The following is a 26,525-nucleotide window of genomic DNA, read 5'->3' as shown; positions in this document are numbered from 1 at the left end:
CCTAGAAGTTTTTATTGAAAAATAAAATGATGAATAAAGATTTCACTTTTTACTTAAGCTTCTCTCATGGTATTATCATGAGAATCAGGAATTTTATATTTTAAAAACTGAGAAGGCGTCATGTCGCTATATTTTTTAAAATCTTTAATAAAATGCGATTGATCGGCGTACTCCAAAATGCTCGAAAGTCCTGTTAAGCTTTCTTCATTTTTAATTAAAGTCAAAGCTTTTTCAAAACGTAAGATAGATTGATATCTATTAGGACTAACCCCAACTTGGGCACGAAAAATACGTTCGAGTTGGCGTCTAGACAGGTTAACTTCTTTAGCCGCAATATCCAATGAAGTGTTGTGTTCGAGTAGATTTTGACCAATTAAATGTCCAATAGCCTGATGAAAATTTTTCTTTTTGGAGTTAATTTTTTTGTAAAAAAATGTGTAAATACAAGTTAATCGTTCATCAGTCGTTTCACAAAATAGTAACGCATCAGTTAGTTCTTGTCCTTTTAGATCATCAATATTAATTTGTAAATCAATTAATTCTTTGGGAGAAATGTCAAAAATATCTTGTAATGCGTATGGAAAAAAACAAATCCCGATAATGCTAGATTTAGGAGCTATAATTGCCGATGATTTTTTGGTGTCAATCCCTTTTAGATGACAGATTGGTAAGGTTTTTCCAAATTGGTCTTTCAGTTCCGATTGATCTCCAGGGTTATAGAAATACATTCTTGGATTGGTTTCCGCGAATTTGCTGATTTTTACCTCATGCGGAATACTGTGTGTCGATAAGTCATCCGACCAAATGTATTGGATGTGACGAGAAAGCTCAAGTGGCGGTATGTACAGCTTTATAGCCATTTTAACCTAAATATTTAGATTACAAATATCTGTAAAAAATTACTCAAAATGTCGTTTTTTTACAATTTTATAAAAGCAAGATGTTATTAATTTTGTCAAGAAATACAAATGCTGGAAAAAAAGAAGTGATGTTAGGTTGGCCTGATGTCACTTTTTTGTTTTGTACAGAAAGAATAGCTTTTTCGAGCTTTTATTGCTATTTTTGTGACACGTTGAAAATCAATCCAAAAATGATTTTTAAAATTCTTAATTACTAAATTTTTTTAAACATGAGCGAAACACACATCTGTCCAAAATGTCAATCAGAATATACTTACGAAAACGGAAATCTAATGACTTGCTCACAATGTTTCCATGAGTGGGATCCCGCAGAAATTGACTTGGAAGGCAGAATTTTGGACGCTAACGGTAACGAATTGAAAGACGGCGATTCTGTAGTTGTGGTTAAAGATCTTCCTGTTAAAGGTGCGCCAAAGCCTGTTAAAGCTGGCACCAAAGTTAAAAATATTAGACTAAGACCTGACAGCGATCATAATATCGATTGCAAAATTGATGGTTTTGGCGCGATGGCTTTAAAATCTGAATTTGTAAAAAAAGCTTAAAATTCTAAAATCAATCTAATTTAAAAGTAAAAGAAAAATGAAAATCGGAATTCTAGGTGGTGGACAATTAGGTCGAATGTTTATCCAAAACGCACTAAAGTATGATGATGAATTTTATACGATTGATCCCGCTTCCGATGCACCTTGTCACAATATTTCTTATTTCACGCAAGGCAATTTTAAAGATTATCAAACGGTTTTAGATTTTGGAAAAGATAAAGATGTTGTAACTATTGAGATCGAGCATGTTAATGCGGATGCTTTGGCAGAACTAGAAAATCAAGGTGTTAAAGTGGTTCCTAATTCTAAAATTGTTAAAACCATTCAACAAAAAATTCTTCAAAAAGAGTTCTATAAAGAGAATGATATCCCGAGTCCAGATTTTGAAATTATGGACGGTTCTTCCGAAGAAATCAAAATAGAATTTCCGTTTGTTCAGAAGCTTAATACGGGCGGTTATGATGGTAAAGGCGTACAAGTTATCAAAGATGCGGACGATCTTAAAAAGCTTTGGGTAGAAGATTCGGTTTTAGAAAAATTAGTTGATATCGATAAAGAATTATCGGTTATCGTTGCTAAAAATGAACGTGGCGAAACCAAAACTTTTCCCGTAACAGAAATGGTTGCAGATCCCAAATTAAATCTTCTGGATTTTAATATTTGCCCAACCAATATTAGCGACGATGTAGCGCAACAGATAGAAAAGATTACTAACAAATTTTTGGAAGTTGTAGAATCTCCAGGACTTTTTGCCATCGAATTATTTTTAGATAAAAATGGAAAAGTTTGGGTTAACGAAACCGCACCGAGATTGCACAATTCGGGACATCAAAGTCAAGAAGGTAACGCCAATTCTCAGTTTGAACAGATGTATCGCGTGGTGACAAATTCGCCTTTAGCAGATACAGAGGCTTTCACTTTTAGTGGCATGTTAAACTTGGTGGGAGCGGACGAATTTTCGGGAAAAGTAATCTACGACGGTCTTGATGAAGTTATGAAAATGCCCAAAACCTATGTTCATCTTTACGGAAAAACCGAGACCAAGCCTGGCCGAAAAATGGGACACATTAACGTTCTCGCAGATTCTCGCGAAGAGCTGATGGATAAATTAATTAGCATTAAATCTAAGGTTATCGTTAAATCTTAAATTATGAAATTCGTTTTCGCATTTGTTTTCACAATTATTTTCGGAAGCTTAGTTTCTGCACAACTTTTCTCGATAGAAGATTTGTCCAAGCTAAATTCGATGGATGAAGATAATTTTCAAAAGGAAATGACGAAATACAAGTTCATAGGTTTTGATAAAATAGAATCTAGTAAAGTTAAAGTCATCAATTACAGTGACGAAAACGCTTCGCTAGCAAAGGAAATTGCAAAAAACAATAATGCTACTTCCAAAATTACTTATAGTTTTGAAAGCAAAGTTTTTTTTGACAATTATTTTAAATTAATTTCTGAACTAAAATTCCAGCCAGTTCTTCAAGAACAAACCGCAGACGGAATGGTTAAACATTATAAAAAAGGAAATCAAATTTTAAAATTAATAGATACTCAAGATCCGATAACCGATGTAAAAATTTATCGAATCGAAGTTTCACAAGAATAAAATAAATCCCGAGCAAAGTTATTTGTTCGGGATTTTTTCTTTTTTCTTTTAAAAATTCACAAAAACGCCAACATTAAAACTACGTCCGCGCTCCAAAATTCTTTGTTGATTATTGCTGCTCAAAGTTCTACTTAAATGTTCTGCGTAGGCTCTGTTAAACAAATTGCTGACTTCCACTTGAAATTTAATATTCTCTTGAATTTTAAAATTCGTGTACAAATCGACCACCGAAAAATCAGGCGTTTTCAATTCTTTAAAATCGGTATTCACACGATTCTGAGCACCCGAAAAACGATAATTTATTCCATACGAGAATTGCTGATATTGTCCTTCAAAATTCCATTTTAGGTTGAGTGGAGCAATTTCTGCTAAAGGCATTTTTTTGTCCAAATCTTCAGCATAAGTGTAGGCAACGGCAATATCGGTTCTGTAATTCGGTAAAAACTGCCATTGCAAACGCGCTTCAACACCAGCTTTCATCGCTTTTTCAATATTTTGAATTTGTCTCACGCCAGGACTTTGCATGGAATTCGATTTAATATCAGGATTAACCATAGCGCCAATATAATTTTGCATAAAAGCATAAAAGAAATCCGTTTGAAAATGGAAATTCGAGGTGTGGAAGGTGTAAATTAAATCCGCTTGATTGTTAGTTTCTGGCTTCACTAAAGGATTTCCGACAACATCGTAATTGTCATTTCCGACTGGGAAACGGTTGATGAATCGCTCCGTCAAACTTCCGCTTCGTTGTGCGCGTCCCAGCCAAATCGCCAAATCTGAATGTTTTCCAAATTTTTGCTGATAACCCAAACTAAAACTGTGATTTAATTGCTCACTTTTCATTCCGCCGTACAATTGTTCAAATAATTTGGACATTTCGCCTGCGTTTGCCGTATTGTAATCCATTCGATAAGAAGCCGTAAGTTTTGAAGTGGCAAAATTCTTAGAAAATTCATTAAACCAACCGAATTGATCGATGTGAGAATCTTGCCACGAACTCCCATCTTTAGGCATCATCATGGGCGAACTCATCGTCATGCTTTCGTTTTCAGCTTGTTCATGCTTGTAATCGAAACCAGAATAAAAATTCCAGGAATTTTTCCCCCACTTGCTTTCAATTCTTCCACCGTAAGTTTTAGAAGCGACATTGCTTACCATCATTCTTTTGGGATCGCCCATCGAGTGGTGAACCTGCGTGAAATAAGCATTGTAAGCCATTTCTTTTAAAATCGAATTTTTATAAATGCTTTGATGATTCAGTTGAGTCATCCACGTTTTATCGTAAATTAAATCCATTTTTAGAGCAGCAAATTCTACATTTCGCCCTTGATTGGTGTTAACTTGAAGACTTGTAATTTGATTGTCTGACCATTTGTATTGAATTTTTGAACCTATCGAATAACGTTTAAATGCGGAACGAACTTCGTCTCCATTCCCATCTTTGTATCGATCGCCATCGTTGTAACTTCCGAATAAATCAACATTGAATTTTTTGGAAGTAAGTTGCGACATCAATTCATTTCTAAAAATAGAACCGTTGCTATCATAACTGCTAGAAAATCTGTTTTTTAACTTGGTTTTATCAGTGAAAACTGGTTTTTCTGAAACGAAATTAATCGTTCCGCCCAAAGTCGAACCAAAGCGGAATTGATACGGTCCTTTGTAGATTTGAGCTTCTGCAACGCTGTTCATATTAATTTGCGAAATCGAAGGATCCATGCGACTTGGACAAGCATTAATGGCATAAACGGCGCCGTCGGTAACGATGTTAAGCTGTTCATATTTAAAACCTCTCAAAACGGGATCTGTACCGAAGGTTCCAGCTTTTTTGATTCCTGAAATTTCAGCTAAGGTTTTTAAGAAATTTCCTGCATCGTGATCGAGAAGTTGGGTAGAACTAACTTTTATTTGTTTTGAATTTTGATGATTTTGAATATTTAATTTTGTGATTTTCACGACTTCGATATTCTGAATTTTTATGCTGTCTTGGTCTTGTGCTTGCACAAAATTGAAGCTCGCCACCGAACAGAATAAGCCGAAACCTATTTTGCAAATAGCTTTTTGATGTTTTGCTAACATGATTTTTGTATTGTTGAATAAGTACTTTGCTGGATTTTAAATAAATCCAACTTCGAAAAATAATTTGAAAAATTATCCAACAATAGGAGGCTCGTCCAACAATTTTGCTGTTGGAGATTGATAGAAACTTGTGATAAAATTTATCTTTTCGGTTTCAAAATATGACTTTGAATCTATCACAAAAAATGTATCTGAAACAGGATTTAAAAACAAAAAGTCTGTGCAAATCTTTAGAAGTTGAACATTTTGTTTGCTTTGTTCATTTTTTGACATTTGACATTTTCCGTGACATTCCAATTGCGGTTTGCTTTTGTTTTCACAATGTAATTCGTAGAAATCTTGGTTCATAGAATAATCCACCCAAAGCAATGTAGATTGACTGCTACAAAGCAATAAAAGGCTAGAGAATACTATTGAAAACCAAATTTTCATAAGACAAATGTATCATCAATTTTTGTGAAATAATACATGAAATTAATCATTTTAAAATAAAATACTTTTTAGTGTTTTATTATTTACATTTACAACATTCAAATTTATTTTCATTAAAAAATAATTTATCATGAAAAAAATTACCATGTTATCCGCGCTCTTATTTTTGAGCTTCGCCAATGCGCAAGTTCCGAAGGGAACGCAGTTTGTTTCTGGACAATTCGGATTTTCCACAATCAAGGATGAATCTAATAATTCGAGTTCAGATTCTTATCGTTTTTTGCCTACTTATGGCTATTTTTTTGCGCCCAATTGGGCAGTTGCCGTAAGTGCAGGTTACAGACAAACCACCGATCATTCTACGACAAAGAATGCAAATTTTGAAAATCTCAATTTAGAAGCGGAGAGTTCTGCTTTTGTTGTGACGCCATCGCTTCGAAAGTTTTGGGTTTTGGACGAACGATTTAGTTTGTTTTGTCAACTGGATTTTCCTTTAGAGTTTGGTTCCACAAAGCAATTTCTGACTTTAGAAAGTAATGGAGTAGAGCTTAATCATACCAAAAATTCTTTTACGAGTTACGGTATTAATCTAAAACCCGGAATTGATTATTTTGTGAATCGACGCTGGAAAATTGCGGCTAGTATTGGAGAAATTGGCTATAACAATGTACATTATAAAGAAACGAAATTTAATAAAAGTAAATTTAATTTTGAAGCTAATTTTTCTACAATTCAATTTGCGGTTAAATACATTATTCCTGCAAAAAAGTAAACTGAGAATTGTCATAATTAAATAGAAGAGTTTTTTATCTTTTATTTGAAAAATAGTTTTACATTTGTAATAGAAAAATAGAAGAAATGTTTTCCAAAACTTGCGAATACGCTTTAAGAGCCTTAATTTACATAACCCAACAGACGAAAGATGGGGGAAGAATCGGTATTAAAGATATTGCTGCAGGCATAGATTCTCCCGAATATTTCATAGCAAAAATTTTGCAAGATCTTAGCAGAAAAGGTTTTGTGCAATCTGCGAAAGGTCCAACAGGAGGTTTTTATTTGGATAATATTAGTCTTAATCGATCTTTGGCGGAAATTGTTAAAGAAATGGACGGCGACAAGATTTTTTCGGGTTGCGCCTTAGGACTTAAAGAATGTTCGGAGACGCATCCGTGTCCTGTTCATAACGAGTTTAAGCATATTAGAAATAATCTTCAAAATATGCTCAATGATATGAAAATTGGAGATTTTGTTGACCAATTGGATGCTCAGGAAGCATTTTTGAAAAGATAGAAATCTAAAATCTATTTTTTTAATTAAATAAAAGATAAAAAGGTATTAAAATATTAAATATGAAAACTCAAGTTAAATATCCTCTAGTTTTTGCGATTGCTTGCTTTTGGTTGGGATTGGTTTTGGCGGTAAGTTTTTTAGAAACACCTTTTAAATTTCAAGTTCCAGGAATGACCCTTCCAATTGCTTTAGAATTAGGGAAAATCATGTTTGGGATTTCCACCAATATTCAAATGGTACTCATCGTAATCATGGGTTTTAGTTTCTTATTTAATAAAGAAAAATTAAACATCAAATTATTAATCAATTTCTTTCTTTTAGCATTGATATTAGGTTTAGAAAAATTTTGGATGCTCCCAATTTTAGACGCTAGAGCAGATGTTTTAGCTTCAGGAAAAGGACTTCCGCCGACGGTGCTTCACGATTATTTTATCTATGCCGAAGTTGCAAAAGTCATTTTACTAATTGTATTACCAATATTAGTTTTAGAAAGAAAAAATATACAATCAAAACTTGTTTTAAAATCATTAAAAACCTCTCATTAACATGAAAAAATACATTATTCCATTAGCAATTGTTCTGGCTGGCCTGTCATTAAATGCTTGTAAACAGAACGCTTCAGATTCAAGTTCAAGTTCAAAATCTGGAAGTACCGAAAATATAGCCGTTTCTGGCGCTGCCGAAGAAGCAAAATTAACTTCCGCACCCAATGTTCCTGCACCAATCGGTGATCGAGCTGCGAAAAAATTAATCGTTCGTATGGAAACCATCGAAAAAGTTGGCGAATTGGCAGACGGTACTCAATATAATTTCTGGACGTTCGGTGGAACAGTTCCTGGAAATTTTATCCGAGCAAGAGTTGGCGATGAGATTGAATTTCATTTAAAAAATAACGAAAACTCAGCTTTTCCACACAATATCGATTTACATGCCGTAAATGGTCCTGGTGGTGGAGCTGAAGCAACGTTCGTAGCTCCTGGAAAAGAAGCAGTATTTAATTTTAAAGCTCTAAATCCGGGATTGTATGTGTATCACTGTGCGACTGCGCCTGTGGGAATGCACATTGCGAACGGAATGTACGGTTTGATTTTGATTGAACCAGAAGGCGGGCTTCCAAAAGTGGACAAAGAATTCTACATTATGCAAGGTGATTTCTACACAAAAGGAAAATATGGAGACAAAGGATTGCAAGAATTTGATATGGATAAAGCCATTGCAGAACATCCAGAATATATTGTATTTAACGGGAAAACTGGCGCTTTACTAGGAGAAGGCGAACTTCAAGCAAAAGTGGGTGAAAGCGTTAGATTCTTCGTCGGAAATGGTGGTCCAAACTTAACATCGTCTTTCCATGTTATTGGTCAAATTTTCGACAAAGTGTATATCGAAGGTGGTTCAAAAACCAATGAAAATGTGCAAACAACGGTAATTCCGCCAGGTGGAGCAGCTATTGTAGAATTTACTTCTAAAGTTCCGGGCGAATACGTAATTGTTGATCATGCCATCTTTAGAGCCTTTAATAAAGGCGCTTTGGGTAAAATTAAAATTACGGGTGAAGAAAATCCTAAAGTTTATAAATCAATTAAAAAATAATCCATAGTAGTAGTTTTTTGAACTTTTGGTTCATCATTGAGGATTCAATTTTAAAAATGAAAAATCTCGTTTACATATTAAGTTTGATTTTAGTTTTTAGTTGTAGTAAAAAACAATCTATAACAAAAATTGAAAGTGAAAAACCATCCATCATTCGTATTACAAGCCATAAAAAAATGATGAAAGTGGATGGTGGACAGTACAGAGCTTTTGTAGGAAAAGAAAGTGATAGCTTGACGACTGTGCCATCTTTTATGCTAGACGAGACTGCTGTTACTAATTTTGAATACCTCGAATTTTTGAAAAAGAATCCTCAATGGACCAAAAGTAAAGTTCTGAAACTCTACGCAGATAGCACTTATTTAAAACATTGGAAAAGTGATTTCGAAATTCCAGCCGATGTAAGTCCAGATGCGCCAGTTACCAATGTTTCTTGGTTTGCAGCGAAAGCCTATGCCGAAAGCGTCGGAAAGCGTTTGCCAACCGTTGATGAATGGGAATATGCAGCTCGTGCCAATGAAAATCTAAAAGATGCCACGGAAGATCCGGAATTCACAAGACATATTTTGAATTTATATCAAGAAAAGGGGAAGTATAAACAAGCCGTAAAGCAACACCAACCGAATGCTTGGGGAATTTATGATATGTACGGAACGATTTGGGAATGGACAGAAGATTTTAACTCGGTGATGATTACAGGAGAATCTCGAAAAGACAATGCAGCAAACGAAACCTTGTTTTGTGCAGGCGCTTCGGTAACTTCTTCGGATTTGAGAAATTATGCTGCCTTTATTCGCTTTGCGATGCGAGGAAGTATGAACGCCGATTATACGGTTAATAATCTCGGATTCCGTTGTGCAAAGGATTTAAATTAAAATTTTAAAAATGAAAAATCTACTTAAAATTATTGTAACCGCTTGTTTAAGTTTGATAATTCTCAATAGTTGTCAAGAAAAAACAAGTGAGAATCTGGACCCGAATTCCATTTTCAATCTATCATCAAAATGGGAACAAGCGGATGGGACCAAAATAAAATTGGAAGATTTAAAAGGAAAAGTCTTAACGATGGTGATGGTTTACACTTCTTGTAAAACGGCTTGTCCAAAGCTAACTCTGGATATGAAGGCGATTGAAGCGAAAGTTGGACATAAAAATCCTGAAGATTTGCGCTATGTTTTGATTTCTATTGATCCCGAACACGATACGCCAGAAAAGATGCAGGAGTTTTTAAAAACCTATCAACTCAACGGAAAGCAATGGTTGTTTATTCGAAGCAGCGAAGCCAATACCCGAGAATTAGCCAATGTTTTAGCGATGAAATACAAGCAAATTTCGCCAATGGATTTTTCACATTCCAATATAATTAGTGTGTTTTCGAAGGACGGATTGTTGGTTCATCAAAAAGAAGGCATTAACATCGATATTGATAAAACGGTTTCAGCCGTGAAAAGTGAACTTAAATAAATTAAAAATAAACAAATAAATCAGCTATGAAAAAATTAGTATTAACCGCATTAGTAGCATCATTAGCCATCGTTTCTTGTTCTAAAAAAGAGAATGTAGAAGCAGAAGCTCTACAACAAGAATCTAACAAAATGATTGAAGAGCCAACAGAAGCAGCAAAACCAGCAGCAGCTTTGTCTCCTGAAGACGAAGGAAAAAGCTTAGTCGAAGGAACCGATTGTCTGTCTTGCCACAAAATAGACTCTAAATTAGTTGGGCCTTCGTATCAAGATGTTGCTGCAAAATACACCGAAGCCGACATCGATCATTTGGCAACGAAAATTATTGAAGGTGGAAAAGGTGTTTGGGGTGATATCCCAATGACGCCGCACGCTGGATTGAGTCAAGACAATGCAAAACTGATGGTGAAATATATTTTAGCACAGAAAAAATAAAACCTAATGCCTCATTGGTTGAATTTCCAATGAGGTTTTTTCAAAAAATTTTACAACAATAAAGGATAAAAAAGTATTTTATTATGAACACGAGAACAGATTTAATAGGAGATATGGTTGCGGAAGATTTTAGAACGGCAGCTATTTTTAAAAAATATGGAATTGATTTTTGTTGCAAAGGTGGTCGAACCATCGAAGATGCTTGTGATAAAAAGGATTTGGACCCAAATAAAATTTATTCTGAATTGGAGAATCTTCCAACTTCAGGCGCAAGCGGAATTGATTTTAAATCTTGGCCATTAGATTTATTGGCAGATTATGTGGAAAAAACGCATCATCGTTATGTTGAGGAGAAAACACCGATTATCCAGCAGTTTTTGGACAAACTTTGCAAAGTTCATGGCGATAGACATCCTGAACTTTTTGAAATTCGAGACTTGTTTAATGCTTCAGCACAAGATTTAGCGGCGCATCTTAAAAAAGAAGAATTGGTTTTATTTCCATTTGTTCGAAAAATGATGAATTCTAAAATTTCAGGTCAAGCCATTGAGCAACCGCATTTCGGAACGGTAGAAAATCCCGTGGAAATGATGAAACACGAACACACCGTTGAAGGCGAAAGATTGGAGAAAATTGCACAGCTAACTAATAATTATACACCTCCAGCAGACGCTTGCAACACCTATCGAGTAACGTTTGCAATGCTTCAGGATTTCGAAAACGATTTGCACACGCACATTCATTTGGAAAACAACATTTTGTTCCCAAAATCAATTGAATTAGAGAAGGAATTTTCTGTGGTTAATAACTAAAAAACAAAACTATGACACCTAAAAAACTATGGGGTTGGCTGGCTTTTGTCATCATTGCCTCCTTTGCGGTTCTCATTTTTTACGGCGTAGATATCTATCGTAAAGTCCCACCAATTCCCGAAAAAGTGGTTACGACTGATGGAAAAGTTCTTTATACGGGTCAAGATGTAAAAGATGGACAAAATGTATGGCAATCGATTGGTGGACAAACGGTTGGAAGTATTTGGGGACACGGTGCCTACATTGCTCCCGATTGGACTGCCGATTATTTGCATCGCGAATCCACACTTTTACTGGATGAGTTGGCAAAAAAGGATGGCAAAATCTACAAAGATCTTCCAGACGAGGAGCAGGCGAAATATCAATCTTTATTAAAGAAAGAACTTCGTACCAATACGTTGGATGAAGCGACCCAAATCATCACGATTTCGCCAGAACGTGTAAAAGTTCAGGCAGAGTTGGCAGATTATTATTCCAAATTATTCATGGGAGATCCCTCGATGGACAAGCTTCGAGATGCTTATGCAATCCCCAAAAATACGGTGAAAGATCAGGCGAGAATGGACAAAATGAATGCCTTTTTCTCGTGGACAACTTGGGTTTGTATAACCAATCGACCAAATGATACGGTTTCGTACACCAACAACTGGCCGCATGATCCTAGTGTTGGAAATGTGCCTTCAAGTTCGTTGCATTTGTGGTCTGGTTTCAGTATTTTGATGTTGTTAGTGGGCGTTGGTGCATTGGTTTTCTATCATGCTAAAAACAAAGAAGAAGAAATAGCTGAAGCCTTGCCTTTGGACGATCCATTGCGAAATATGAAACCTACAGCTTCTATGCGCGCAACCTTAAAATACATTTGGGTAGTTGCACTTTTAATTTTGGTTCAGATGTTAGCGGGCGTTATCACAGCGCATTATGGAGTGGAAGGAAGTGCATTTTACGGAATTCCGTTAGATGAAATTTTACCACAATCCGTCTCTCGAAGTTGGCATGTACAATTAGCCATTTTTTGGATTGCAACCTCTTGGTTAGCAACCGGATTGTACATTGCGCCAGCAGTTTCGGGCTACGAACCAAAATATCAAAAATTAGGAGTTAATATTCTCTTTGGTGCTTTGTTAATCGTTGTTTTCGGTTCTTTAGCCGGACAATGGTTAGGTGTAATGCAAAAATTAGGTTACGTTGACAATTTCCTTTGGGGACATTCGGGTTACGAATACGTTGAATTGGGAAGAATATGGCAAATTCTATTATTGGTAGGCTTAATTCTTTGGTTGATTTTAATGGTACGTGCATTATTACCAGCCTTGAAGAAAAAAGACGAAAACCGTCACATGTTAACGCTTTTCGTAATTGCATCAGTTGCTATTGCGATGTTCTACGGAGCAGGATTAATGTACGGAAGACAAACGCACATGGCAATCGCTGAATATTGGAGATGGTGGGTTGTTCACCTTTGGGTAGAAGGTTTCTTCGAAGTTTTTGCTACCGTGGTTGCCGCTTTCTTGTTCACAAGATTAGGTTTGTTAAGATTAAAATCTGCAACAATTTCGGTGTTATTTTCAACGATAATTTTCCTTGCAGGAGGAATTTTAGGAACGTTCCACCACTTGTATTTCTCGGCAACACCAACTGCGGTTTTGGCTTTGGGAGCAACCTTTAGTGCATTAGAAATTGTTCCGTTGGTATTGATTGGTTACGAAGCCTATCACAATTATCAAATCAGTAAATCCACAAAATGGATCAAAGCCTACAAATGGCCAATCTATTGTTTCATTGCGATGTGTTTTTGGAACTTTTTAGGAGCTGGAATCTTCGGGTTTGCGATTAATCCACCAATAGCATTGTATTATATTCAAGGTTTAAATACAACAGCAGTTCACGGTCACGCCGCATTATTTGGAGTGTACGGAATTCTCGGAATTGGTTTAATGCTCTTCATTTTGAGAGGTTTGTATCCCGATAGACAATGGAATGATAAATTAATTGGTTGGGCGTTTTGGTTAACGAATATCGGATTGTTTGTGATGACGACGATCAGTATTCTCCCAATCGGAATTATGCAAGCAGTTGCTTCCATCCAAGAAGGTTATTGGTATGCAAGATCCGCAGAATTTATGCAAACGGAAATCATGCATTTCCTTCGATGGATGCGTGTTCCTGGAGATATTTTATTGGCTGTCGGTGAATTATTATTGGTGATTTTCATCATCGGATTAAAATTCGGATGGTCTTTAAAAGAGAAGAGATAAACTAAATTTAATATTGTTGCCTCATCAGTTTTTTCGAAAATTGGTGAGGTTTTTAGTTTTTTTTAAAAAGAGGATATTTCAAAAAATAAAAAACATGAAACGTAACGAAAACATCATTCCACTTTCACACGACCATCATTTTGGATTGCTGTGTTGTTGGAAAATCCGTCAAGGTTTGAAGAAAGAAGTTGAACTTTCCCGAATTCAAAAGTATGTTGATTATTTCTGGAATCAGCATTTGAAGGAACATTTCAAAGAAGAGGAGGAAATTTTGTTTCCCAATTTAAAAGACGAATTTTCAACTCGAGTAGCGAAAGAACATCAAGATTTAGAAGTTTTGTTTAATGATATTTCTAAAAATCCTAATATTCAAAATTTTGAAGCATTTGCGAATTTATTAGATGACCATATTCGGTTTGAAGAGCGACAATGGTTTCCACATTTAGAAGAAAATTTAACTAAAAATCAACTTTTAGAAATCGGAAAAATCCTTACCGAAGTTCATTCTGACGAGCAAGATACGTATGAAGATGAGTTTTGGAAGTAGAATAATTTACATTCTAAAATTTCATAACTTTAAAATAAAAAATGAAAATCTTGCTTAAACGAGTTTATGAAGATGCTTCTCCAACCGACGGTTACAGAGTTTTGGTAGATCGATTGTGGCCAAGAGGAATCAGTAAAGAACGTGCCGCTTTAGACGAATGGGACAAAGATTTGGCTCCTTCTACAGACTTGCGATTGTGGTTTCATCACGATCCAAAGCGTTGGGAAGAATTTTCTGAAAAATATTTAAAAGAACTCAAGGAAAATAATTTCGGTCCCGACTTTTTAGAACGCCTTCAGAAACAAGAAATCCTGACTTTGGTTTATGCCGCAAAAGATGAAAAACATTGTCATCCATTGGTTTTAAAAGCATATTTAGAAAGTTTAGAATCAACTTAAATAATCCCCTTAATATATTGAACAAGATCGGTTTCTGCATCCAAATCAAATTTTTTCTTGATACGGTATTTGGTCATACTCACGCTTTTAGGTTCGATGTTTAGGACATTTGCAATCTGTTTGGTGTTCATGCCGAGGTGCATATAAGCGCAGTATTTTAAATCGAGGTCGGTCAATTTTTGTTTGGCTTTTTCTTGAATCGATTTAAAAAAGTTAGGATGAATTTCCTGTATTTGAAACTTCGTATGTTCAAAATCTTTGTCCAAAAGGTTTTCTTCTCGAATTATTCTATCGATATTGACGTTGTCATCGTCGTTCAATTTTTCCTTTAATTGATGAAGAATATTGGTTTTATGCTCTAGATGAAGCTGACTCGCCATCACTTCATTTTGTAATTTTTCTTGTTGTAAGGTCAAGACTTCTTGCTCAGCTTTCAGACGAGCTTGCTCCTCTTTTTGAAGTTGAACTTGCAAATCAGCTTCACTTTTTTCCAAAGCCAATTGTTTCTGTGTTTGTATCGCATATTTTAATCGGAAATGATAGGATCGAAACATGAAAAAACTTCCTATTAAAGCTAAAATTCCACCTGCGATATACCATAATTTCTGATTTTTTTGCTGTTGAATTTCTTTTGCTTTTTTCTCCGATTGAAATTGCGCTTCCAGTTTTTTTACACTTTCAATTTGTGTTTTATCAAATAACAAACTATTGAGTTCCGTAACTTTTTCCTGATATTCCAAGGCTTTTTCTAAGTTTCCTTTTTTCTTGTAAAGTCCCGCCAAATCCCCTGTAATTTGTATTAACATGGGATAGTATAATGGTTTTTCAGTTTGTAAAACTCTATTGGCTTCCAATAACAAAGCTTCAGATTTATCCAAATCACCAGCTTCTTGTGCTAGATACGAAAGCATCCCAAGATTTCCTGCTTGCAAAGACTGGCTATTGCTGCTTTTTTGCAAAATTGAAAGCGATTCATTGACATTAAATTCTATTTTTTTAACCAAATCAGGCGTAAGTTTTGGATAGTAACTCAAATAATAGTTTGCAATATTATTTCGTGCTAAAGCATACGTGTAATTTGAAACATGTCCTGGAAATTTCTGATAAAGACTTGCGGCCTCTTCCGAAAATTTAAAAATAGCCGCTAAATCTTCCTTTTTATTAGTTTTCGCATAAAGATAGGAATGCGCTACAGCCAAGATTGAATAGGCGTTACTTAAATAATTTTTGTTGTTCGAAGCTTTTGCAGAAGCGACGCTTGCTTCCGCATATTTCATACTTTTTTGTAAATCATTCCAGTTGGTGTAGAGACTATAAAGCATGTAATTAAGCTTAAATTCGATCTCATAATCTTTTTGATTTTCGGCGCTTGAAACAGCAGCAAGTGTATGTTCCATGCTTTTCTTTAAATCTTGAAATCCAAAATTTTGATAAGCCTGCAAGTACTCGGAATAGGCTTTCGCTAAAGCATTATTGGACTTTGAAGAAACCACTTTTGCAGAATCAATATACAAGTTGGTTTGCTCGTAAAGCGATTGATTGTTGGCGATAATACCAAGATAGGCATAAGCTTTTGTAATTTCAAGGTCGTTTTTTTCCTTTTTAGCGAGTTGTAAAAAGCGTTTTCCGTAATCAGAAGCCGTTTTATATTGTTCTTCACTTCGATACATTTCGGTAAGAAGTCCAAGAACTTTCATTTTTTCTTTTGTTGGAGTACTTTCTTTTTGAGCAATCGTTTTTAGACTGTCCAAATATTTGTTTTGAGAATAAGTAAACACTGATAATCCCAATAAAAAAACTATAAAAATTTTGTCTTTCATTCTTTGTGTTGTAAAGCTTGAATACTTTAACTGAGGAATAAGTTATGACAAAAAAACTAAATTTAATTGATCAAGTATTTTATTTTTTTTAAATCAATTTTTATAAATATTTGATTATTAATATTTTAAATATAGTTGTAGTAGCTTTGTAGTAGGTGTGAAATTGATGTTGTAGTAGGAAGGTAGTGATTGATTGTTAGGTTTTCGTTGCTGAGATGCAGAATTTTGTCCTCAGAGAAAACACAAATGATTAGATACTGATTGACTTCGCTTATCCAATTTCATTTCCATAGTTGTGGATAAGCGAGTCGTCAGATTTTAAAATCGAAACTAACTTTTAAAATACAATAACATGGACAACAAAACATTAGCAATCATTTCTTATATCCCTTTAATAGGATGGTTAATCGCATTTTTTATTGGAAGAGATAATGCTGATAATTTTTTAAAGTTTCATCTTAAGCAAAGCTTGGCACTTGTTATTTTTGGGATTCTTTTCAATGTTGCCTTCTTTATCATTGTCATGATTGTCCCAAGTTTGACTTTCCTAGGATATATAGGTTATGTCGTTTGGGCATTGGTTGTCATCGGAATTATTAATGCTGCTATAAAGCGGAAAATTCAAGTTCAAAAATGAAAGATGTTCACGCTGAAAAAATTGGCGGAATTTCTGAGGATTTATCGAAGTTAAGACGAGAAGTTTCGCAACTGCAACAAATGAAATTTAATTTTGATGATTCTGCTTTGCATCAAGGAAAAATTTTGTTTGATGTGAAGGAGCTTAATTTTAAATATAAATACGATTTTTTGTGGAAAGAAGATTTGAACCTCCAGATTTTAAGTGGCGAACGTTGGGCAATTAAAGGAAATAATGCTTCTGGAAAATCAACGTTGGTAAAACTTCTTCTCGGAGATTTGAAACCATCAAAAGGAAAAATTGAAAAAGTAGATTTTAAATCCATTTATCTAGACCAAAATTATTCGAGTTTAAATGAAAATTTCAGTGTTTTAGACCAAGCCGAGCATTTTAATAAAACTCCAATTCCCGACCACGAATTGAAAACAATTTTAACAAGATTTTTATTTCGAAAAGAAGTTTGGAACAAAAAAGTCTCAAGTTTAAGTGGTAGCGAAAGAATGCGATTGTTGCTTGCTTGTCTTTCAATTATAGGAAAAGCGCCTGATTTAATCGTCTTGGACGAACCAACCAACAACCTCGATTTGGAAAATGTTGAAATCCTAACTTCTGCTTTGCAAGATTACAAAGGAAGTTTGCTCGTTATTTCTCACGATCATGAATTTTTAAAGGATTTGAATATGCAAAAAGAGATTTTTTTGTAACTATTTTAAAACTTTTCTTCTAAACATTTCGGGCTTATAATTGATAATGAAAACACCACAAATAATCAATATTGCAGCCAAAATAAACTGAATGGTGATTTTTTCATCTAGCAACAGCCAACCCAAAAATATAGCGATAATTGTGTTGATATAAGATAAAATAGAAACCTGAATCGGACTAATTTTTGTCAACGCATAATGAAACGCAAAGAAGGTAATAACAGAACCAAAAACCGCCAAATAGAGCATTGCAGCAATACTTTTCGAGCTCCAATTTCCAAAATTATAGTTGTCAGTTACTAAAAATGCTAATAGAATTTGGAAAACGCCTGCAAATAAAAATTGATAGACCAGATTAAGCGAAATATTCTCGGATTTGATATTCATTTTTTTTGTGAAAATAGTGCCACCTGCCCAACCTAAAATTGCGAAAAACATCATGATAATGCCGTTTCGATATTCAGGAATAGCAAGGTCTTGTAATCCATCCCAAAAAATCATTAGAATCCCGCTGAAACAAATGATAACGCCTAATAATGATTTAAAACTAAATTTTTGTAAACCTAAAAATAGACTTCCGATAAAGACTAAAATAGGAGAACAAGCACTAATTAACGCCGCCAAACTACTGCTTAATTCTTCTTCAGCAACGGTGGTTAGACCATTTGCCATGACTAACATTAAAACCGAAAAAACAATTTGGTATCCAAAATTTTTCCAACCAATCCATTTTAATTCTTTACGAAATAATAGAATGGTCAACATAATTAATCCTGCCAAAAATTGACGAATTCCCGCTACAAACCAGCCCGGAATTGTTTCTACGGCAACGCGAATTCCCATGAAGGTGGTTCCCCAGACGAGTGCGACGGTTAAAATGGCGAAAAGTAATTTGTAGTTTTTCAAGTTTTAGTGAAATAAGAAGTTGCAAAGATAGACTTTTCGAGGGCAAAATAGGCTTTACAGATACTTTTTACAGATCAATTTTTATTCAAATTGGTTTCGTCTTTTATTAATTTTTATCTTTGAAAATCTAATAAAAAATGAAATGGTAGGAATAATTATGGGAAGTCAAAGCGATCTTCCGATTATGGAACAAGCAGCAGATTTTCTAAAAAAACTAGGAATTCCTTACGAGTTGACAGTGGTTTCGGCGCACAGAACGCCAGAGCGTATGTTCGATTATGCACAAAAAGCAAAAGAACGAGGACTGAAAGTGATAATCGCTGGAGCTGGCGGGGCGGCGCATCTTCCTGGTATGGTGGCGAGTTGCACGACGATTCCTGTGATTGGTGTTCCGATTTTGTCGAGTAATTCTATTGATGGTTGGGATTCGGTTTTGTCCATTTTGCAAATGCCAGGCGGAATTCCTGTGGCAACTGTTGCATTAAATGGTGCACTAAATGCTGGAATTTTAGCCGCTAAAATTATAGGAACTTCTGATGAAGATGTTTCTAACAAAATGCAGCAATATCAAGATTCTTTAAAAGAAAAAGTTTTGGGAACGGTCAGCGATATTAAAGCTAAACATCCGAACCAATACGATTAATATTCGAGCTTATTCGATTTTAGAAAACCTCATATGTTTTTAAGATGTATGAGGTTTTAATTTTAAAAATGAAATTATTTCAGGTAATTCTCTTTTTTAATTTGATAAATGAAATTTAATTTTGGACTTTCTCCAAAATATTCAACCAATTGTTCGTCAAATTTTTCGGCACCGAGACGAGAAATAGAAATTTGAGAACGTAGATTTTCTGCGCCAATGTGGAAAATAACTTTATCAACATACTGGAAAATATAGTCCATCATGATGCGTTTCGCTTTGTGATTAAGCCCAGTTCCCCAAAAATTAGTTCCATAAAAAGTGTAACCAATTAAGATACTATTGTCAGCATCATTGTAATCGTAAAAGCGCGAACTTCCTGCTAATTCGCCAGAGTTTTTATCATAAATTTTGAACGCACCTCCGCTTTGTATGGCACCTTCGAAAAAGTTTTGGAAAACTTCTCTTTTGTAACGATCAGGATTGGGATGTTGCGCCCAAACTTCCTTTTCGGATGCAACTTTGTACAAAGCTTCGAAATCTTCTTTTTGAAGTGGTTCCAAAATCAAAAAATCGTTTTCTAATCGTGGTTGCAGCGAGAATTCCATATTATTGATAACGTTTGTGTTCTTTAGTTTTTGTAAATCTTTTCGTGATTGGTTTTAACAAAGTTCGATATTTCTCAATATCAAATAGTTGAGAGTCTGTTAAAGCTTTGTATGTCAGCCAAATAGCAAACGGGAACAAAATCATGTTTGGCGCCCAAGTTGCCAAGTATGGATCGAGTTGTCCCTTCCAAGATAAGTTTTCGACACTCAAATTAATGACGTAGAAAATAATGAAAATGATAATCGCAATAACGACGGGAAGTCCCATTCCGCCTTTTCGGATAATGGATCCGAGACTCGCACCAATCATGAAGAAAATAATACAAGTCACTGAATAAGAGAGGATTCTCTGTTGGTAAATGACCATTTTGTTCTTGTATTTTTTCATTTCCAAGATTTGGTCTTGCGATTGTTTGTTGCTGTCTTTCAGGTTGTTAAGTCTTACGTAAGCATTGTAAAAGACTTCCATTTTTTTGTCCGCAGCGAGACCTTCACCTGTAAAGTTTGGCGTTGGATCAACCTTAATTTTATTATGTGGATTATCTAAATATTGAACATAAGCATTGACCGTCATCATCGACTGATTCGATATACTATTGATGCTAACCTTATTGTTTTCATCGGTTTTGGCAAGTGTTTCGTTGACTTCAAAATAATTTTGAAAACGATAATCATCCGTGATTTTCTCACTTTCGATGGCTTGATTAATTAATTCGCTAATATCGAAGTGAAATGCTAAGGAATCAAATTTAATGGACTGATTGGGCTGATTTAACCTTTCGTTATAAGCTTTGTTGGCGATATCGTCTTCGTAGATGTAACCGCTATACAAGATTAGTTTTAAATAATTAGGATCTGGTGCTTTTGCAAAACGACCTTTTTTGGCAATAATCGTTTGTTGGTTTTCGTAAGAATTTGAATTTTTGTGAAGAAAAACACCTTCTAAATTTTCCTTATTTTCTCCTGAAATTTTATCAAACTTTACAGAATAGCCAGAGATTTGATCGATGAAAACTCCAGGTGTAAAATTAAGAGCAGGTTTACTAGAAACAATGTTAAACAACATATTTTTAGCTTTCCGTTGGAAGTCGGGTATGACATTATTTGAAAACAAAAATAGCACAAAGGACATCATGGTCACCGTAATAAAAAGTGGCGCCATAACTCGCGTCAGACTAATACCAGCAGCTTTCATCGCAGCGAGCTCATAACGCTCTCCAAAATCTCCAAAGGTCATAATGGCAGATAGCAAAATCGTTAATGGCAAAACCATCGACACGACATTCGCGCTCATGTAGAACAAAAACTTAATAATCTCCCAATAGGTCAGCCCTTTACCCGTGAATTGCGACATCTGCACCCAAATGATGTTGACAATGAAGATGAAAAACAGGACACTGAATATAAAGAAAAATGGCCCGAAAAAGGTTTTAATGATATATTTGTCTAACTTTTTCAAATGGAAAAATTATCTAATTTGACGTCAAAAATACAGCAAAAAAGTCATAATGCGAAAGACATTATGACTTTTTATATTTAAGCTTTAATGATAAAATTAAAGTTCTGTGATTAAATATTTAGCATATTTCGCTTTATCGAAGCTAAAAACATTAGAAGATAAGTTTTGATTTTCTTTGTAATCGCTAATGCTAATCGTTGCTAATTGGTTGTTAGTAGCGATTTGTTCTAGTTTTACTAATTTGTTTTGGGCGCTGTTAACATAAAGATTAACTTGCGAAAGACCATTTTCTTTAACAGGCGTCATCTTGATATAATCCAAAGATTTTCCGCTAACATTTCGTTTGCCAACATAGGTTACATTGTAGTCTTTTTTATAAGATTCTAAATAACTAAGCGGCGAAAACATCACATCGCTATCATTTGGTTTTGCAATCGTAACTTCTTTGTCAGAATCGTTGATGTTGTAGACTTTGCTACCATCAAAAATCTGTTCTATTCCCATGATTTTTAACTTGTATTTATCATTGCTAGAATAGAAAATCCCAGTTTCGGCTTTGGTTACTTTTCCAGAACCTGAACCATAAGTGAATTTGAAATAAGTATTTTTTTTGCTCTTATAATTAGATGTTACAGCATCCAAAATGCTTTGTGATTTTTGGTCAATTTTTTGCGCAAAAGACAATCCAAATGTGAATAATGAAAGCCCCACCAAAGTTGTCTTTTCTAATAATTTTTTCATTTTTATTCTTTTCTAGTTCGTATAGTTTAGATGCTTCTAGTTTTTAGAAGTTAAAGTCTAAACATACAATTGTATGCCAAACCGCACAAATAGGACAAAAAATTAGTTTTATTTAATAGTGACAGAACCCGAGCTGCTTTCTTTTATATTTTTACTTTCTAGATTCCCTCGTTTTAGGACAACAATATCAGCGCTAGAAGATGCACTTCCCGATACCGAATTTCTAACGCCTATTTTTATTCCACCTGATGATGAGGCTTGTAACATGGCAGAGTCTGCTGTAAATTCTGCACCTTCCACATCTCCTGATGATGAAGCCTGAGCATTAATACTTTCTGAACGACCTTTTAGGCTAATAGTTCCCGAGGAAGAAACTTGTGCAATAACATCTTTAGACATAATATTTGCCACAACGTCTGCGCTGCTATTTGCTTGGATATTGATAGAAGGTGCATCGAAAGTCCCTTTAATAGTTGACGAGCTAGATGCATTTAGGAGAAAACCATTCGATTTAAAGTCGTCTGCTACGGTAATTGTCGAACTTGACGAAGCTGATAATTTGTTAAAATCTTTAGCATAGACTTTAACCTTAACTCGATTAGTAGAAACATTTCTAACGCCTCTCGCAATACGAATAACTGCAGCTGAGCCTTCTTGTACAACTTCGATTTGGTCGATAATATCCGATGGTGCGTTAACAACAATTTTTTCGGTGCTAGATTTTACAACTTCAACGTCCAAAGCATTAGAAGATTTTATTTCATCAAAATCAAAAGTGTAAGTTTTGTCGGTCAAAGCGCCTTTGCCTTCGTTGCTTCCCATGTTAAAACCTCCGATTGTAAATTCGGTTTCGCCATTAGATTTTGAGTAACTGCAAGCGCTTAATGTAAGGCTTAAACCTAATAAGATAGCACAGATTTTATTTGTTTTCATAGTGATATAATTTGTAATGTTATAATAGTTAGACAATCAAAACGGCAAGTTTGTTACATTTTAGTTTAAATATTTTTAATAATTTATAAAATCTTAACTTGCGGGCGCAAAAAACAGCAACTATAAACCGAATTATGGACTTCAAAAAACTAAAAGCCTATTTTTATTTAGGCGGCTTTTACTTGCTAATTTCATTTTTGTTGAGATTGGTTTTCTTTTTTCATCCAATAACAACCAGTAGTTTTGGCTTTTTCGAAAGCTTGGGGATTTTGTTAGTTGGCGCAATCAGCGATATTTTTATTTTTAGTATTGCGTCGGTGTTTTTGGTGATTTACTTTTTGTTTTTATCCAATTCTAAATACAACAAACCTTGGGGTTACATTATTTTCGGATTGTTATTGGCTTTTGCATTGTACATCGCCTTTGTCCCAAATAATATTTTTAAACAATATGGCGGTTCTGTCGCAGAGATTGCATTAATTTTTGTTGGTTTAAAAACGATTCTGTTCGGATTACTCTTATTTGTCCCAAATCAAAGACAAAGATTTAGAAATATTTTATACTTCATTACGCTGTTTTTGTATGTGTTTTTAATCATTCAAAATGCGGTGAGCGAATATTTTTTCTGGAATGAATTTGGGGTTCGTTACAACTTTATCGCGGTTGATTATTTAATCTATACCAACGAAGTTATCGGTAATATAATGGAATCTTATCCCGTGGTTCCGTTGTTTTCGGTGATTATTGCAATTGCAATTGGCGTTACGATTTTCATTTATAAAAAAACAAAATCTGAGCTATTAACTCTTCCAAATTTTGTACAAAAAATAGTCTTTGTTGTAGCTTATGTTGTATTGTTTGGAGTGAGTCTATTCGCAATTGGTCAGCTTAAAAAAATACATTATCAAAATACCTTTTCGGAAGAAATTAAAAGCAATGGTTTGGAGAAATTCTATACGGCTTTTAATACTAAAGAATTGGATTTTGTTAAATTCTACCCAAGTTTAGGTATCGAACAAGCGGAAAAACAATTTTTACGTCAATATCAACCATTAGAATTGCGTCGTCCAGTTGTTGGTGATTCGGCGGAAATTCGTAAAAATGTGGTTCTAATTTCCATTGAAAGTCTTTCTGCAGATTTCTTAAAACATTACGGAAACGAGCAAAATATCACGCCATTTTTGGATAGTTTAGCAACCAAAAGTATGATGTTTACCAATCTTTATGCGACAGGAAATCGTACTGTTCGCGGTTTGGAAGCTTTAACGCTTTGTATTCCGCCAACTGCTGGAGAAAGTGTTGTTAAACGTGAAGATAATAAGAATAAATTTACGACTGGATCGGTTTTCAAATCGAAAGGTTATCAAGTTAAATATTTGTACGGCGGCGATTCTTATTTTGATAATATGAAAGATTTCTTTGGCGGAAATGGCTATGATATTGTTGATAGAGCGGCCTTTAAACCAGAAGAAATTACATTTGCAAATATTTGGGGTGTTAGTGATGAAGATATGGCGAAAAAAGCGATCCAAACGATGAATGCCGAAGCTAAAACTGGAAAACCTTTCTTTAACCATTGGATGACAGTTAGTAATCATCGACCTTTCACGTATCCAGATGGACGAATCGACATTCCAGGAAATGCAAAATCGCGTGAAGGTGGTGTTAAATACACCGATTATTCAATTAAGAAGTTTTTCGAAATGGCGAAAAAACAAGATTGGTATAAGAATACAATTTTTGTAATCGTGTCCGATCATTGTGCGTCGTCTGCTGGTAAAACCGAATTGCCAATGGATAAATACAGAATCCCAGCTATGATTTTCTCCGAAGGTCTTATTCAACCGAAAGAAGTTAGCACTTTGATGTCGCAGATTGATGTGATGCCAACTTTGTTTGGTCTAATGAATTTCAATTATGAAAGTCAGTTTTTAGGTCAAGATATTTTTAAATCAAATTATCAACCGCGTGCTTATATTGCGACTTATCAAGATTTAGGTTTAATAAAAGATAATATTTTGACGATTATTTCACCAACCAAAAAAGTGAAACAATATGATCTAAAACCTCAAAAAAATAACATCCCAGCAATCTATAATCCATATTTTGATGAAGTTCCGAGAACGACAATTGACGAGCGATTAAAGAACGAAACTGTGGCTACATACGAGGCGACGTCTTATTGGTTGAAAAATAAAAAGCTGGATAAGTCTGTTTCAAAATAATTTTTATTACATTTACAAAAATTTAACATTAGCATGAAAAACTTGTTATTTTTATTAGGATTAGGGATTGGTGTTATCACTTTCGCACAATCTGGTCCACCAGCTGGCGACGCAAAAGTTGGCGAGTTTTACGGTAAAGACGTAGAAATGACTGTTGCGAAAAATGCAATTACAGTTAAAGATTTAAATAAAAAATTAACGAAAGAAGCAAAAGTTGAAAACGTTGCTGTTAAAGGTACAGTTACCGAAGTTTGTCCTAAAAAAGGATGTTGGGTAAAACTAAAAACTGATGATGGTAAAGATTTCTTTGTTAAAATGAAAGATTACGGTTTCTTCGTACCGATGGCTTTAGTTGGGAAGAATGTTGTGCTAGAAGGCAATGCAGAAAGCAAAACAACTTCTGTTAACGAGCTGAAACATTACGCTGAAGATGCTAAAAAACCACAATCGGAGATTGATGCTATCAAAGATCCAAAAACAGAAACACGCTTTTTAGCAAGTGCTATTAAAGTCGTGAAATAATCAACACCGACCAATCACAATTATTATATTGTAAAGCGCCTTTCGACATCTGTTGAAGGCGCTTATTTTTTTGTGAAAATTTATTCCAACATCTTTTTAATTTGTAAGCTATCTACAGGAAAAGGAATTTCTTTTAGCTTCCAACCATTTCTAGGAGAAGAAAACTTAAAATCTGTAATGTTAATTTGTAACAATGTTCCAGATTCGGGATCTAAAGAATCATATGCGGCTAAATATTTGTAACCCGTCCAAAAGTTTCCCTGAGATTCAACTCTAGAATATTTTTTTCCATTCAAATAAAATACATAATCATATCCAGCGCCTCTTGATGTACTTTTATATCGAAACTCAGAAGTCACAGTGGCGTCTATAAATTTCCAATTTGCTTTACCTGAATGAGACCATACATATAGTACAATAATACAAATCATTAATGGAAGCCATTTCAGTATTTCTTTCTTCATAGTTAATTGTAATTTTTCACATATTTTTGTATTAATACAGTGTCTATTTTAAAAGGAACTTCATTGTACTTCCAGCCATTACTTGTGGGTTTATAATCTTTTTCAATAGGATAGATTAGCAGTAAAGCACAGTTTTTAGGATTTAGGGAATCATAAACAACGAGGTATTTTTCTCCAATTTCTACTTTGTTAGAACTAATTGCATTGGTATACTTAATTCCTTTGATGTTGTAATTGTAATCAAAAGTAGTTCGTTTGCCTGCTACATATTCATTAATAAGGACTGCGGTGGTATATTTTGGATGTTTATTAATTTTTCCGCTTACAATATATGAATTAATAAAACCGACAATAATCACCAAAACGACTGGTGCTGCGTACAAAATATTTTTGTTTTTCATAAAATTCATTTCGAACTAAAACAGGATTGGTGTTTTGTTAATCTATATCTCCATAATCCTGATTATAACTCCTAAAAATAGGAATAAAATTGT

30 protein-coding genes are annotated in these 26,525 nt (G+C 34.5%); 19 read left to right on the top strand and 11 right to left on the bottom strand.

All coding sequences use genetic code 11. The annotated features are described in order from the left end of the window. Positions 1 to 53: 53 nt before the first annotated feature. A complete protein-coding gene (locus B5X62_RS13930; RefSeq protein ID WP_079668084.1) occupies positions 54 to 860 on the bottom strand; it encodes a helix-turn-helix domain-containing protein in 807 nt (268 codons plus the stop codon). Positions 861 to 1,129: 269 nt separating this feature from the next. Between B5X62_RS13930 and B5X62_RS13925 the strand changes: the two genes are divergently transcribed. From B5X62_RS13925 to B5X62_RS13915, 3 genes are read left to right on the top strand one after another with little or no spacing between them, the layout of a single operon-like run. Continuing rightward, entirely contained in the window at positions 1,130 to 1,462 is a 333-nt protein-coding gene (locus B5X62_RS13925) for a zinc ribbon domain-containing protein YjdM (RefSeq protein ID WP_079668082.1), read from the top strand. Between the two features lie 37 nt (positions 1,463 to 1,499). After that, positions 1,500 to 2,609 (top strand): 5-(carboxyamino)imidazole ribonucleotide synthase, encoded by a 1,110-nt coding sequence (locus tag B5X62_RS13920; protein ID WP_079668080.1) that lies wholly within the window; start codon positions 1,500 to 1,502, stop codon positions 2,607 to 2,609. A 3-nt stretch (positions 2,610 to 2,612) separates the two neighbouring features. Further along, a complete protein-coding gene (locus tag B5X62_RS13915) occupies positions 2,613 to 3,068 on the top strand; it encodes a hypothetical protein (protein WP_079668078.1) in 456 nt (151 codons plus the stop codon). Positions 3,069 to 3,116: 48 nt separating this feature from the next. On the opposite strand, the gene B5X62_RS13910 is transcribed toward B5X62_RS13915, so the two are convergent. After that, positions 3,117 to 5,147, bottom strand: a complete 2,031-nt coding sequence (locus B5X62_RS13910) for a TonB-dependent receptor domain-containing protein (protein ID WP_079668076.1) — start codon at positions 5,145 to 5,147, stop codon at positions 3,117 to 3,119. A gap of 72 nt (positions 5,148 to 5,219) precedes the next feature. After that, a complete protein-coding gene (locus tag B5X62_RS13905) occupies positions 5,220 to 5,579 on the bottom strand; it encodes a hypothetical protein (RefSeq protein WP_144038397.1) in 360 nt (119 codons plus the stop codon). Between the two features lie 130 nt (positions 5,580 to 5,709). Between B5X62_RS13905 and B5X62_RS13900 the strand changes: the two genes are divergently transcribed. The 11 genes from B5X62_RS13900 (at position 5,710) to B5X62_RS13850 (ending at position 14,372) form a co-directional block, all read left to right on the top strand. Further along, complete coding sequence (locus B5X62_RS13900; RefSeq protein ID WP_079668073.1) at positions 5,710 to 6,351, top strand: outer membrane beta-barrel protein; 642 nt, start codon at positions 5,710 to 5,712, stop codon at positions 6,349 to 6,351. A gap of 86 nt (positions 6,352 to 6,437) precedes the next feature. Beyond that, positions 6,438 to 6,869 (top strand): RrF2 family transcriptional regulator, encoded by a 432-nt coding sequence (locus B5X62_RS13895; protein ID WP_079668072.1) that lies wholly within the window; start codon positions 6,438 to 6,440, stop codon positions 6,867 to 6,869. Positions 6,870 to 6,928: 59 nt separating this feature from the next. Further along, entirely contained in the window at positions 6,929 to 7,414 is a 486-nt protein-coding gene (locus B5X62_RS13890; protein ID WP_079668071.1) for a hypothetical protein, read from the top strand. A gap of 1 nt (position 7,415) precedes the next feature. Continuing rightward, positions 7,416 to 8,462, top strand: a complete 1,047-nt coding sequence (nirK, locus tag B5X62_RS13885) for a copper-containing nitrite reductase (protein WP_079668070.1) — start codon at positions 7,416 to 7,418, stop codon at positions 8,460 to 8,462. Between the two features lie 56 nt (positions 8,463 to 8,518). Beyond that, positions 8,519 to 9,337 (top strand): formylglycine-generating enzyme family protein, encoded by an 819-nt coding sequence (locus tag B5X62_RS13880; RefSeq protein ID WP_079668068.1) that lies wholly within the window; start codon positions 8,519 to 8,521, stop codon positions 9,335 to 9,337. A 10-nt stretch (positions 9,338 to 9,347) separates the two neighbouring features. Beyond that, complete coding sequence (locus B5X62_RS13875; protein ID WP_079668067.1) at positions 9,348 to 9,926, top strand: SCO family protein; 579 nt, start codon at positions 9,348 to 9,350, stop codon at positions 9,924 to 9,926. A gap of 26 nt (positions 9,927 to 9,952) precedes the next feature. Further along, a complete protein-coding gene (locus B5X62_RS13870; protein ID WP_079668065.1) occupies positions 9,953 to 10,360 on the top strand; it encodes a c-type cytochrome in 408 nt (135 codons plus the stop codon). An 83-nt stretch (positions 10,361 to 10,443) separates the two neighbouring features. Beyond that, positions 10,444 to 11,172, top strand: a complete 729-nt coding sequence (gene ric / locus B5X62_RS13865; protein ID WP_079668063.1) for an iron-sulfur cluster repair di-iron protein — start codon at positions 10,444 to 10,446, stop codon at positions 11,170 to 11,172. An 11-nt stretch (positions 11,173 to 11,183) separates the two neighbouring features. After that, positions 11,184 to 13,427 carry a nitric-oxide reductase large subunit gene (locus tag B5X62_RS13860; protein ID WP_079668061.1) on the top strand — a complete coding sequence of 748 codons (2,244 nt, stop codon included), beginning with the start codon at positions 11,184 to 11,186 and terminating at the stop codon, positions 13,425 to 13,427. A gap of 94 nt (positions 13,428 to 13,521) precedes the next feature. After that, on the top strand, positions 13,522 to 13,974 hold the full coding sequence (locus B5X62_RS13855; protein ID WP_079668059.1) for a hemerythrin domain-containing protein: 453 nt from the start codon (positions 13,522 to 13,524) through the stop codon (positions 13,972 to 13,974). A 41-nt stretch (positions 13,975 to 14,015) separates the two neighbouring features. Continuing rightward, the gene (locus B5X62_RS13850) at positions 14,016 to 14,372 is read left to right on the top strand and encodes a DUF488 domain-containing protein (RefSeq protein WP_079668057.1); all 357 of its coding nucleotides are present in this window, start codon (positions 14,016 to 14,018) and stop codon (positions 14,370 to 14,372) included. Here B5X62_RS13850 and B5X62_RS13845 read toward each other — a convergent pair. Beyond that, the gene (locus tag B5X62_RS13845) at positions 14,369 to 16,192 is read right to left on the bottom strand and encodes a helix-turn-helix transcriptional regulator (protein WP_079668055.1); all 1,824 of its coding nucleotides are present in this window, start codon (positions 16,190 to 16,192) and stop codon (positions 14,369 to 14,371) included. The two genes, B5X62_RS13850 and B5X62_RS13845, sit on opposite strands and share 4 nt — an antisense overlap. 352 nt (positions 16,193 to 16,544) lie before the next feature. Between B5X62_RS13845 and B5X62_RS13840 the strand changes: the two genes are divergently transcribed. Further along, entirely contained in the window at positions 16,545 to 16,829 is a 285-nt protein-coding gene (locus B5X62_RS13840) for an import component protein (RefSeq protein ID WP_079668053.1), read from the top strand. Further along, on the top strand, positions 16,826 to 17,533 hold the full coding sequence (locus tag B5X62_RS13835) for an ATP-binding cassette domain-containing protein (RefSeq protein ID WP_079668051.1): 708 nt from the start codon (positions 16,826 to 16,828) through the stop codon (positions 17,531 to 17,533). Before B5X62_RS13840 ends, B5X62_RS13835 begins: the two co-directional genes overlap by 4 nt. Here B5X62_RS13835 and B5X62_RS13830 read toward each other — a convergent pair whose 3' ends face one another. Then, a complete protein-coding gene (locus B5X62_RS13830; RefSeq protein ID WP_079668049.1) occupies positions 17,534 to 18,439 on the bottom strand; it encodes a DMT family transporter in 906 nt (301 codons plus the stop codon). Between the two features lie 142 nt (positions 18,440 to 18,581). On the opposite strand from B5X62_RS13830, the gene purE reads away from it, so the two are divergent. Further along, positions 18,582 to 19,082: a 5-(carboxyamino)imidazole ribonucleotide mutase gene (gene purE, locus B5X62_RS13825; RefSeq protein ID WP_079668047.1), complete on the top strand. Its 501-nt coding sequence runs from the start codon at positions 18,582 to 18,584 to the stop codon at positions 19,080 to 19,082. Between the two features lie 74 nt (positions 19,083 to 19,156). On the opposite strand, the gene B5X62_RS13820 is transcribed toward purE, so the two are convergent. The 4 genes from B5X62_RS13820 to B5X62_RS13805 all read right to left on the bottom strand — a co-directional run bounded on the left by B5X62_RS13820 (position 19,157) and on the right by B5X62_RS13805 (position 22,820). After that, positions 19,157 to 19,687, bottom strand: coding sequence for a GNAT family N-acetyltransferase (locus tag B5X62_RS13820; RefSeq protein WP_079668045.1), 531 nt, complete (start codon positions 19,685 to 19,687; stop codon positions 19,157 to 19,159). Between the two features lies 1 nt (position 19,688). Continuing rightward, positions 19,689 to 21,146 carry an LptF/LptG family permease gene (locus B5X62_RS13815; protein ID WP_079668043.1) on the bottom strand — a complete coding sequence of 486 codons (1,458 nt, stop codon included), beginning with the start codon at positions 21,144 to 21,146 and terminating at the stop codon, positions 19,689 to 19,691. A 96-nt stretch (positions 21,147 to 21,242) separates the two neighbouring features. Continuing rightward, positions 21,243 to 21,887, bottom strand: a complete 645-nt coding sequence (locus B5X62_RS13810) for an outer membrane lipoprotein periplasmic chaperone LolA1 (RefSeq protein ID WP_079668041.1) — start codon at positions 21,885 to 21,887, stop codon at positions 21,243 to 21,245. A gap of 108 nt (positions 21,888 to 21,995) precedes the next feature. Then, on the bottom strand, positions 21,996 to 22,820 hold the full coding sequence (locus B5X62_RS13805) for a GIN domain-containing protein (protein ID WP_079668039.1): 825 nt from the start codon (positions 22,818 to 22,820) through the stop codon (positions 21,996 to 21,998). Positions 22,821 to 22,954: 134 nt separating this feature from the next. Here B5X62_RS13805 and B5X62_RS13800 point away from each other — a divergent pair, with 134 nt between their 5' ends. After that, positions 22,955 to 25,045 carry an LTA synthase family protein gene (locus tag B5X62_RS13800; protein WP_079668127.1) on the top strand — a complete coding sequence of 697 codons (2,091 nt, stop codon included), beginning with the start codon at positions 22,955 to 22,957 and terminating at the stop codon, positions 25,043 to 25,045. Positions 25,046 to 25,078: 33 nt separating this feature from the next. Beyond that, entirely contained in the window at positions 25,079 to 25,567 is a 489-nt protein-coding gene (locus tag B5X62_RS13795) for a DUF4920 domain-containing protein (protein ID WP_079668037.1), read from the top strand. Positions 25,568 to 25,647: 80 nt separating this feature from the next. Here B5X62_RS13795 and B5X62_RS13790 read toward each other — a convergent pair whose 3' ends face one another. Together B5X62_RS13790 and B5X62_RS13785 are read right to left on the bottom strand one after the other, a co-directional pair. Continuing rightward, positions 25,648 to 26,031, bottom strand: a complete 384-nt coding sequence (locus B5X62_RS13790; protein WP_079668035.1) for a hypothetical protein — start codon at positions 26,029 to 26,031, stop codon at positions 25,648 to 25,650. 2 nt (positions 26,032 to 26,033) lie between these two features. Further along, on the bottom strand, positions 26,034 to 26,432 hold the full coding sequence (locus B5X62_RS13785) for a hypothetical protein (RefSeq protein ID WP_079668033.1): 399 nt from the start codon (positions 26,430 to 26,432) through the stop codon (positions 26,034 to 26,036). Positions 26,433 to 26,525 lie beyond the last annotated feature (93 nt).

Source organism: Soonwooa buanensis (assembly GCF_900167905.1).
In the GTDB taxonomy this organism is placed as follows: Bacteria; Bacteroidota; Bacteroidia; order Flavobacteriales; family Weeksellaceae; genus Soonwooa; species Soonwooa buanensis.
The sequence above is the reverse complement of the archived record's forward strand: the minus strand, read 5'-3'. Positions and strand labels throughout refer to the sequence as shown.

Excerpts from the sequence above, each read along its gene's own strand:
- B5X62_RS13930 (WP_079668084.1), bottom strand. The coding sequence starts at position 860 with ATGGCTATAAAGCTGTACATACCGCCACTTGAGCTTTCTCGTCACATC.
- B5X62_RS13925 (WP_079668082.1), top strand. The coding sequence starts at position 1,130 with ATGAGCGAAACACACATCTGTCCAAAATGTCAATCAGAATATACTTAC.
- B5X62_RS13920 (WP_079668080.1), top strand. The coding sequence starts at position 1,500 with ATGAAAATCGGAATTCTAGGTGGTGGACAATTAGGTCGAATGTTTATC.
- B5X62_RS13915 (WP_079668078.1), top strand. The coding sequence starts at position 2,613 with ATGAAATTCGTTTTCGCATTTGTTTTCACAATTATTTTCGGAAGCTTA.
- B5X62_RS13910 (WP_079668076.1), bottom strand. The coding sequence starts at position 5,147 with ATGTTAGCAAAACATCAAAAAGCTATTTGCAAAATAGGTTTCGGCTTA.
- B5X62_RS13905 (WP_144038397.1), bottom strand. The coding sequence starts at position 5,579 with ATGAAAATTTGGTTTTCAATAGTATTCTCTAGCCTTTTATTGCTTTGT.
- B5X62_RS13900 (WP_079668073.1), top strand. The coding sequence starts at position 5,710 with ATGAAAAAAATTACCATGTTATCCGCGCTCTTATTTTTGAGCTTCGCC.
- B5X62_RS13895 (WP_079668072.1), top strand. The coding sequence starts at position 6,438 with ATGTTTTCCAAAACTTGCGAATACGCTTTAAGAGCCTTAATTTACATA.
- B5X62_RS13890 (WP_079668071.1), top strand. The coding sequence starts at position 6,929 with ATGAAAACTCAAGTTAAATATCCTCTAGTTTTTGCGATTGCTTGCTTT.
- nirK (WP_079668070.1), top strand. The coding sequence starts at position 7,416 with ATGAAAAAATACATTATTCCATTAGCAATTGTTCTGGCTGGCCTGTCA.
- B5X62_RS13880 (WP_079668068.1), top strand. The coding sequence starts at position 8,519 with ATGAAAAATCTCGTTTACATATTAAGTTTGATTTTAGTTTTTAGTTGT.
- B5X62_RS13875 (WP_079668067.1), top strand. The coding sequence starts at position 9,348 with ATGAAAAATCTACTTAAAATTATTGTAACCGCTTGTTTAAGTTTGATA.
- B5X62_RS13870 (WP_079668065.1), top strand. The coding sequence starts at position 9,953 with ATGAAAAAATTAGTATTAACCGCATTAGTAGCATCATTAGCCATCGTT.
- ric (WP_079668063.1), top strand. The coding sequence starts at position 10,444 with ATGAACACGAGAACAGATTTAATAGGAGATATGGTTGCGGAAGATTTT.
- B5X62_RS13860 (WP_079668061.1), top strand. The coding sequence starts at position 11,184 with ATGACACCTAAAAAACTATGGGGTTGGCTGGCTTTTGTCATCATTGCC.
- B5X62_RS13855 (WP_079668059.1), top strand. The coding sequence starts at position 13,522 with ATGAAACGTAACGAAAACATCATTCCACTTTCACACGACCATCATTTT.
- B5X62_RS13850 (WP_079668057.1), top strand. The coding sequence starts at position 14,016 with ATGAAAATCTTGCTTAAACGAGTTTATGAAGATGCTTCTCCAACCGAC.
- B5X62_RS13845 (WP_079668055.1), bottom strand. The coding sequence starts at position 16,192 with ATGAAAGACAAAATTTTTATAGTTTTTTTATTGGGATTATCAGTGTTT.
- B5X62_RS13840 (WP_079668053.1), top strand. The coding sequence starts at position 16,545 with ATGGACAACAAAACATTAGCAATCATTTCTTATATCCCTTTAATAGGA.
- B5X62_RS13835 (WP_079668051.1), top strand. The coding sequence starts at position 16,826 with ATGAAAGATGTTCACGCTGAAAAAATTGGCGGAATTTCTGAGGATTTA.
- purE (WP_079668047.1), top strand. The coding sequence starts at position 18,582 with ATGGTAGGAATAATTATGGGAAGTCAAAGCGATCTTCCGATTATGGAA.
- B5X62_RS13820 (WP_079668045.1), bottom strand. The coding sequence starts at position 19,687 with ATGGAATTCTCGCTGCAACCACGATTAGAAAACGATTTTTTGATTTTG.
- B5X62_RS13810 (WP_079668041.1), bottom strand. The coding sequence starts at position 21,887 with ATGAAAAAATTATTAGAAAAGACAACTTTGGTGGGGCTTTCATTATTC.
- B5X62_RS13805 (WP_079668039.1), bottom strand. The coding sequence starts at position 22,820 with ATGAAAACAAATAAAATCTGTGCTATCTTATTAGGTTTAAGCCTTACA.
- B5X62_RS13800 (WP_079668127.1), top strand. The coding sequence starts at position 22,955 with ATGGACTTCAAAAAACTAAAAGCCTATTTTTATTTAGGCGGCTTTTAC.
- B5X62_RS13795 (WP_079668037.1), top strand. The coding sequence starts at position 25,079 with ATGAAAAACTTGTTATTTTTATTAGGATTAGGGATTGGTGTTATCACT.
- B5X62_RS13790 (WP_079668035.1), bottom strand. The coding sequence starts at position 26,031 with ATGAAGAAAGAAATACTGAAATGGCTTCCATTAATGATTTGTATTATT.
- B5X62_RS13785 (WP_079668033.1), bottom strand. The coding sequence starts at position 26,432 with ATGAAAAACAAAAATATTTTGTACGCAGCACCAGTCGTTTTGGTGATT.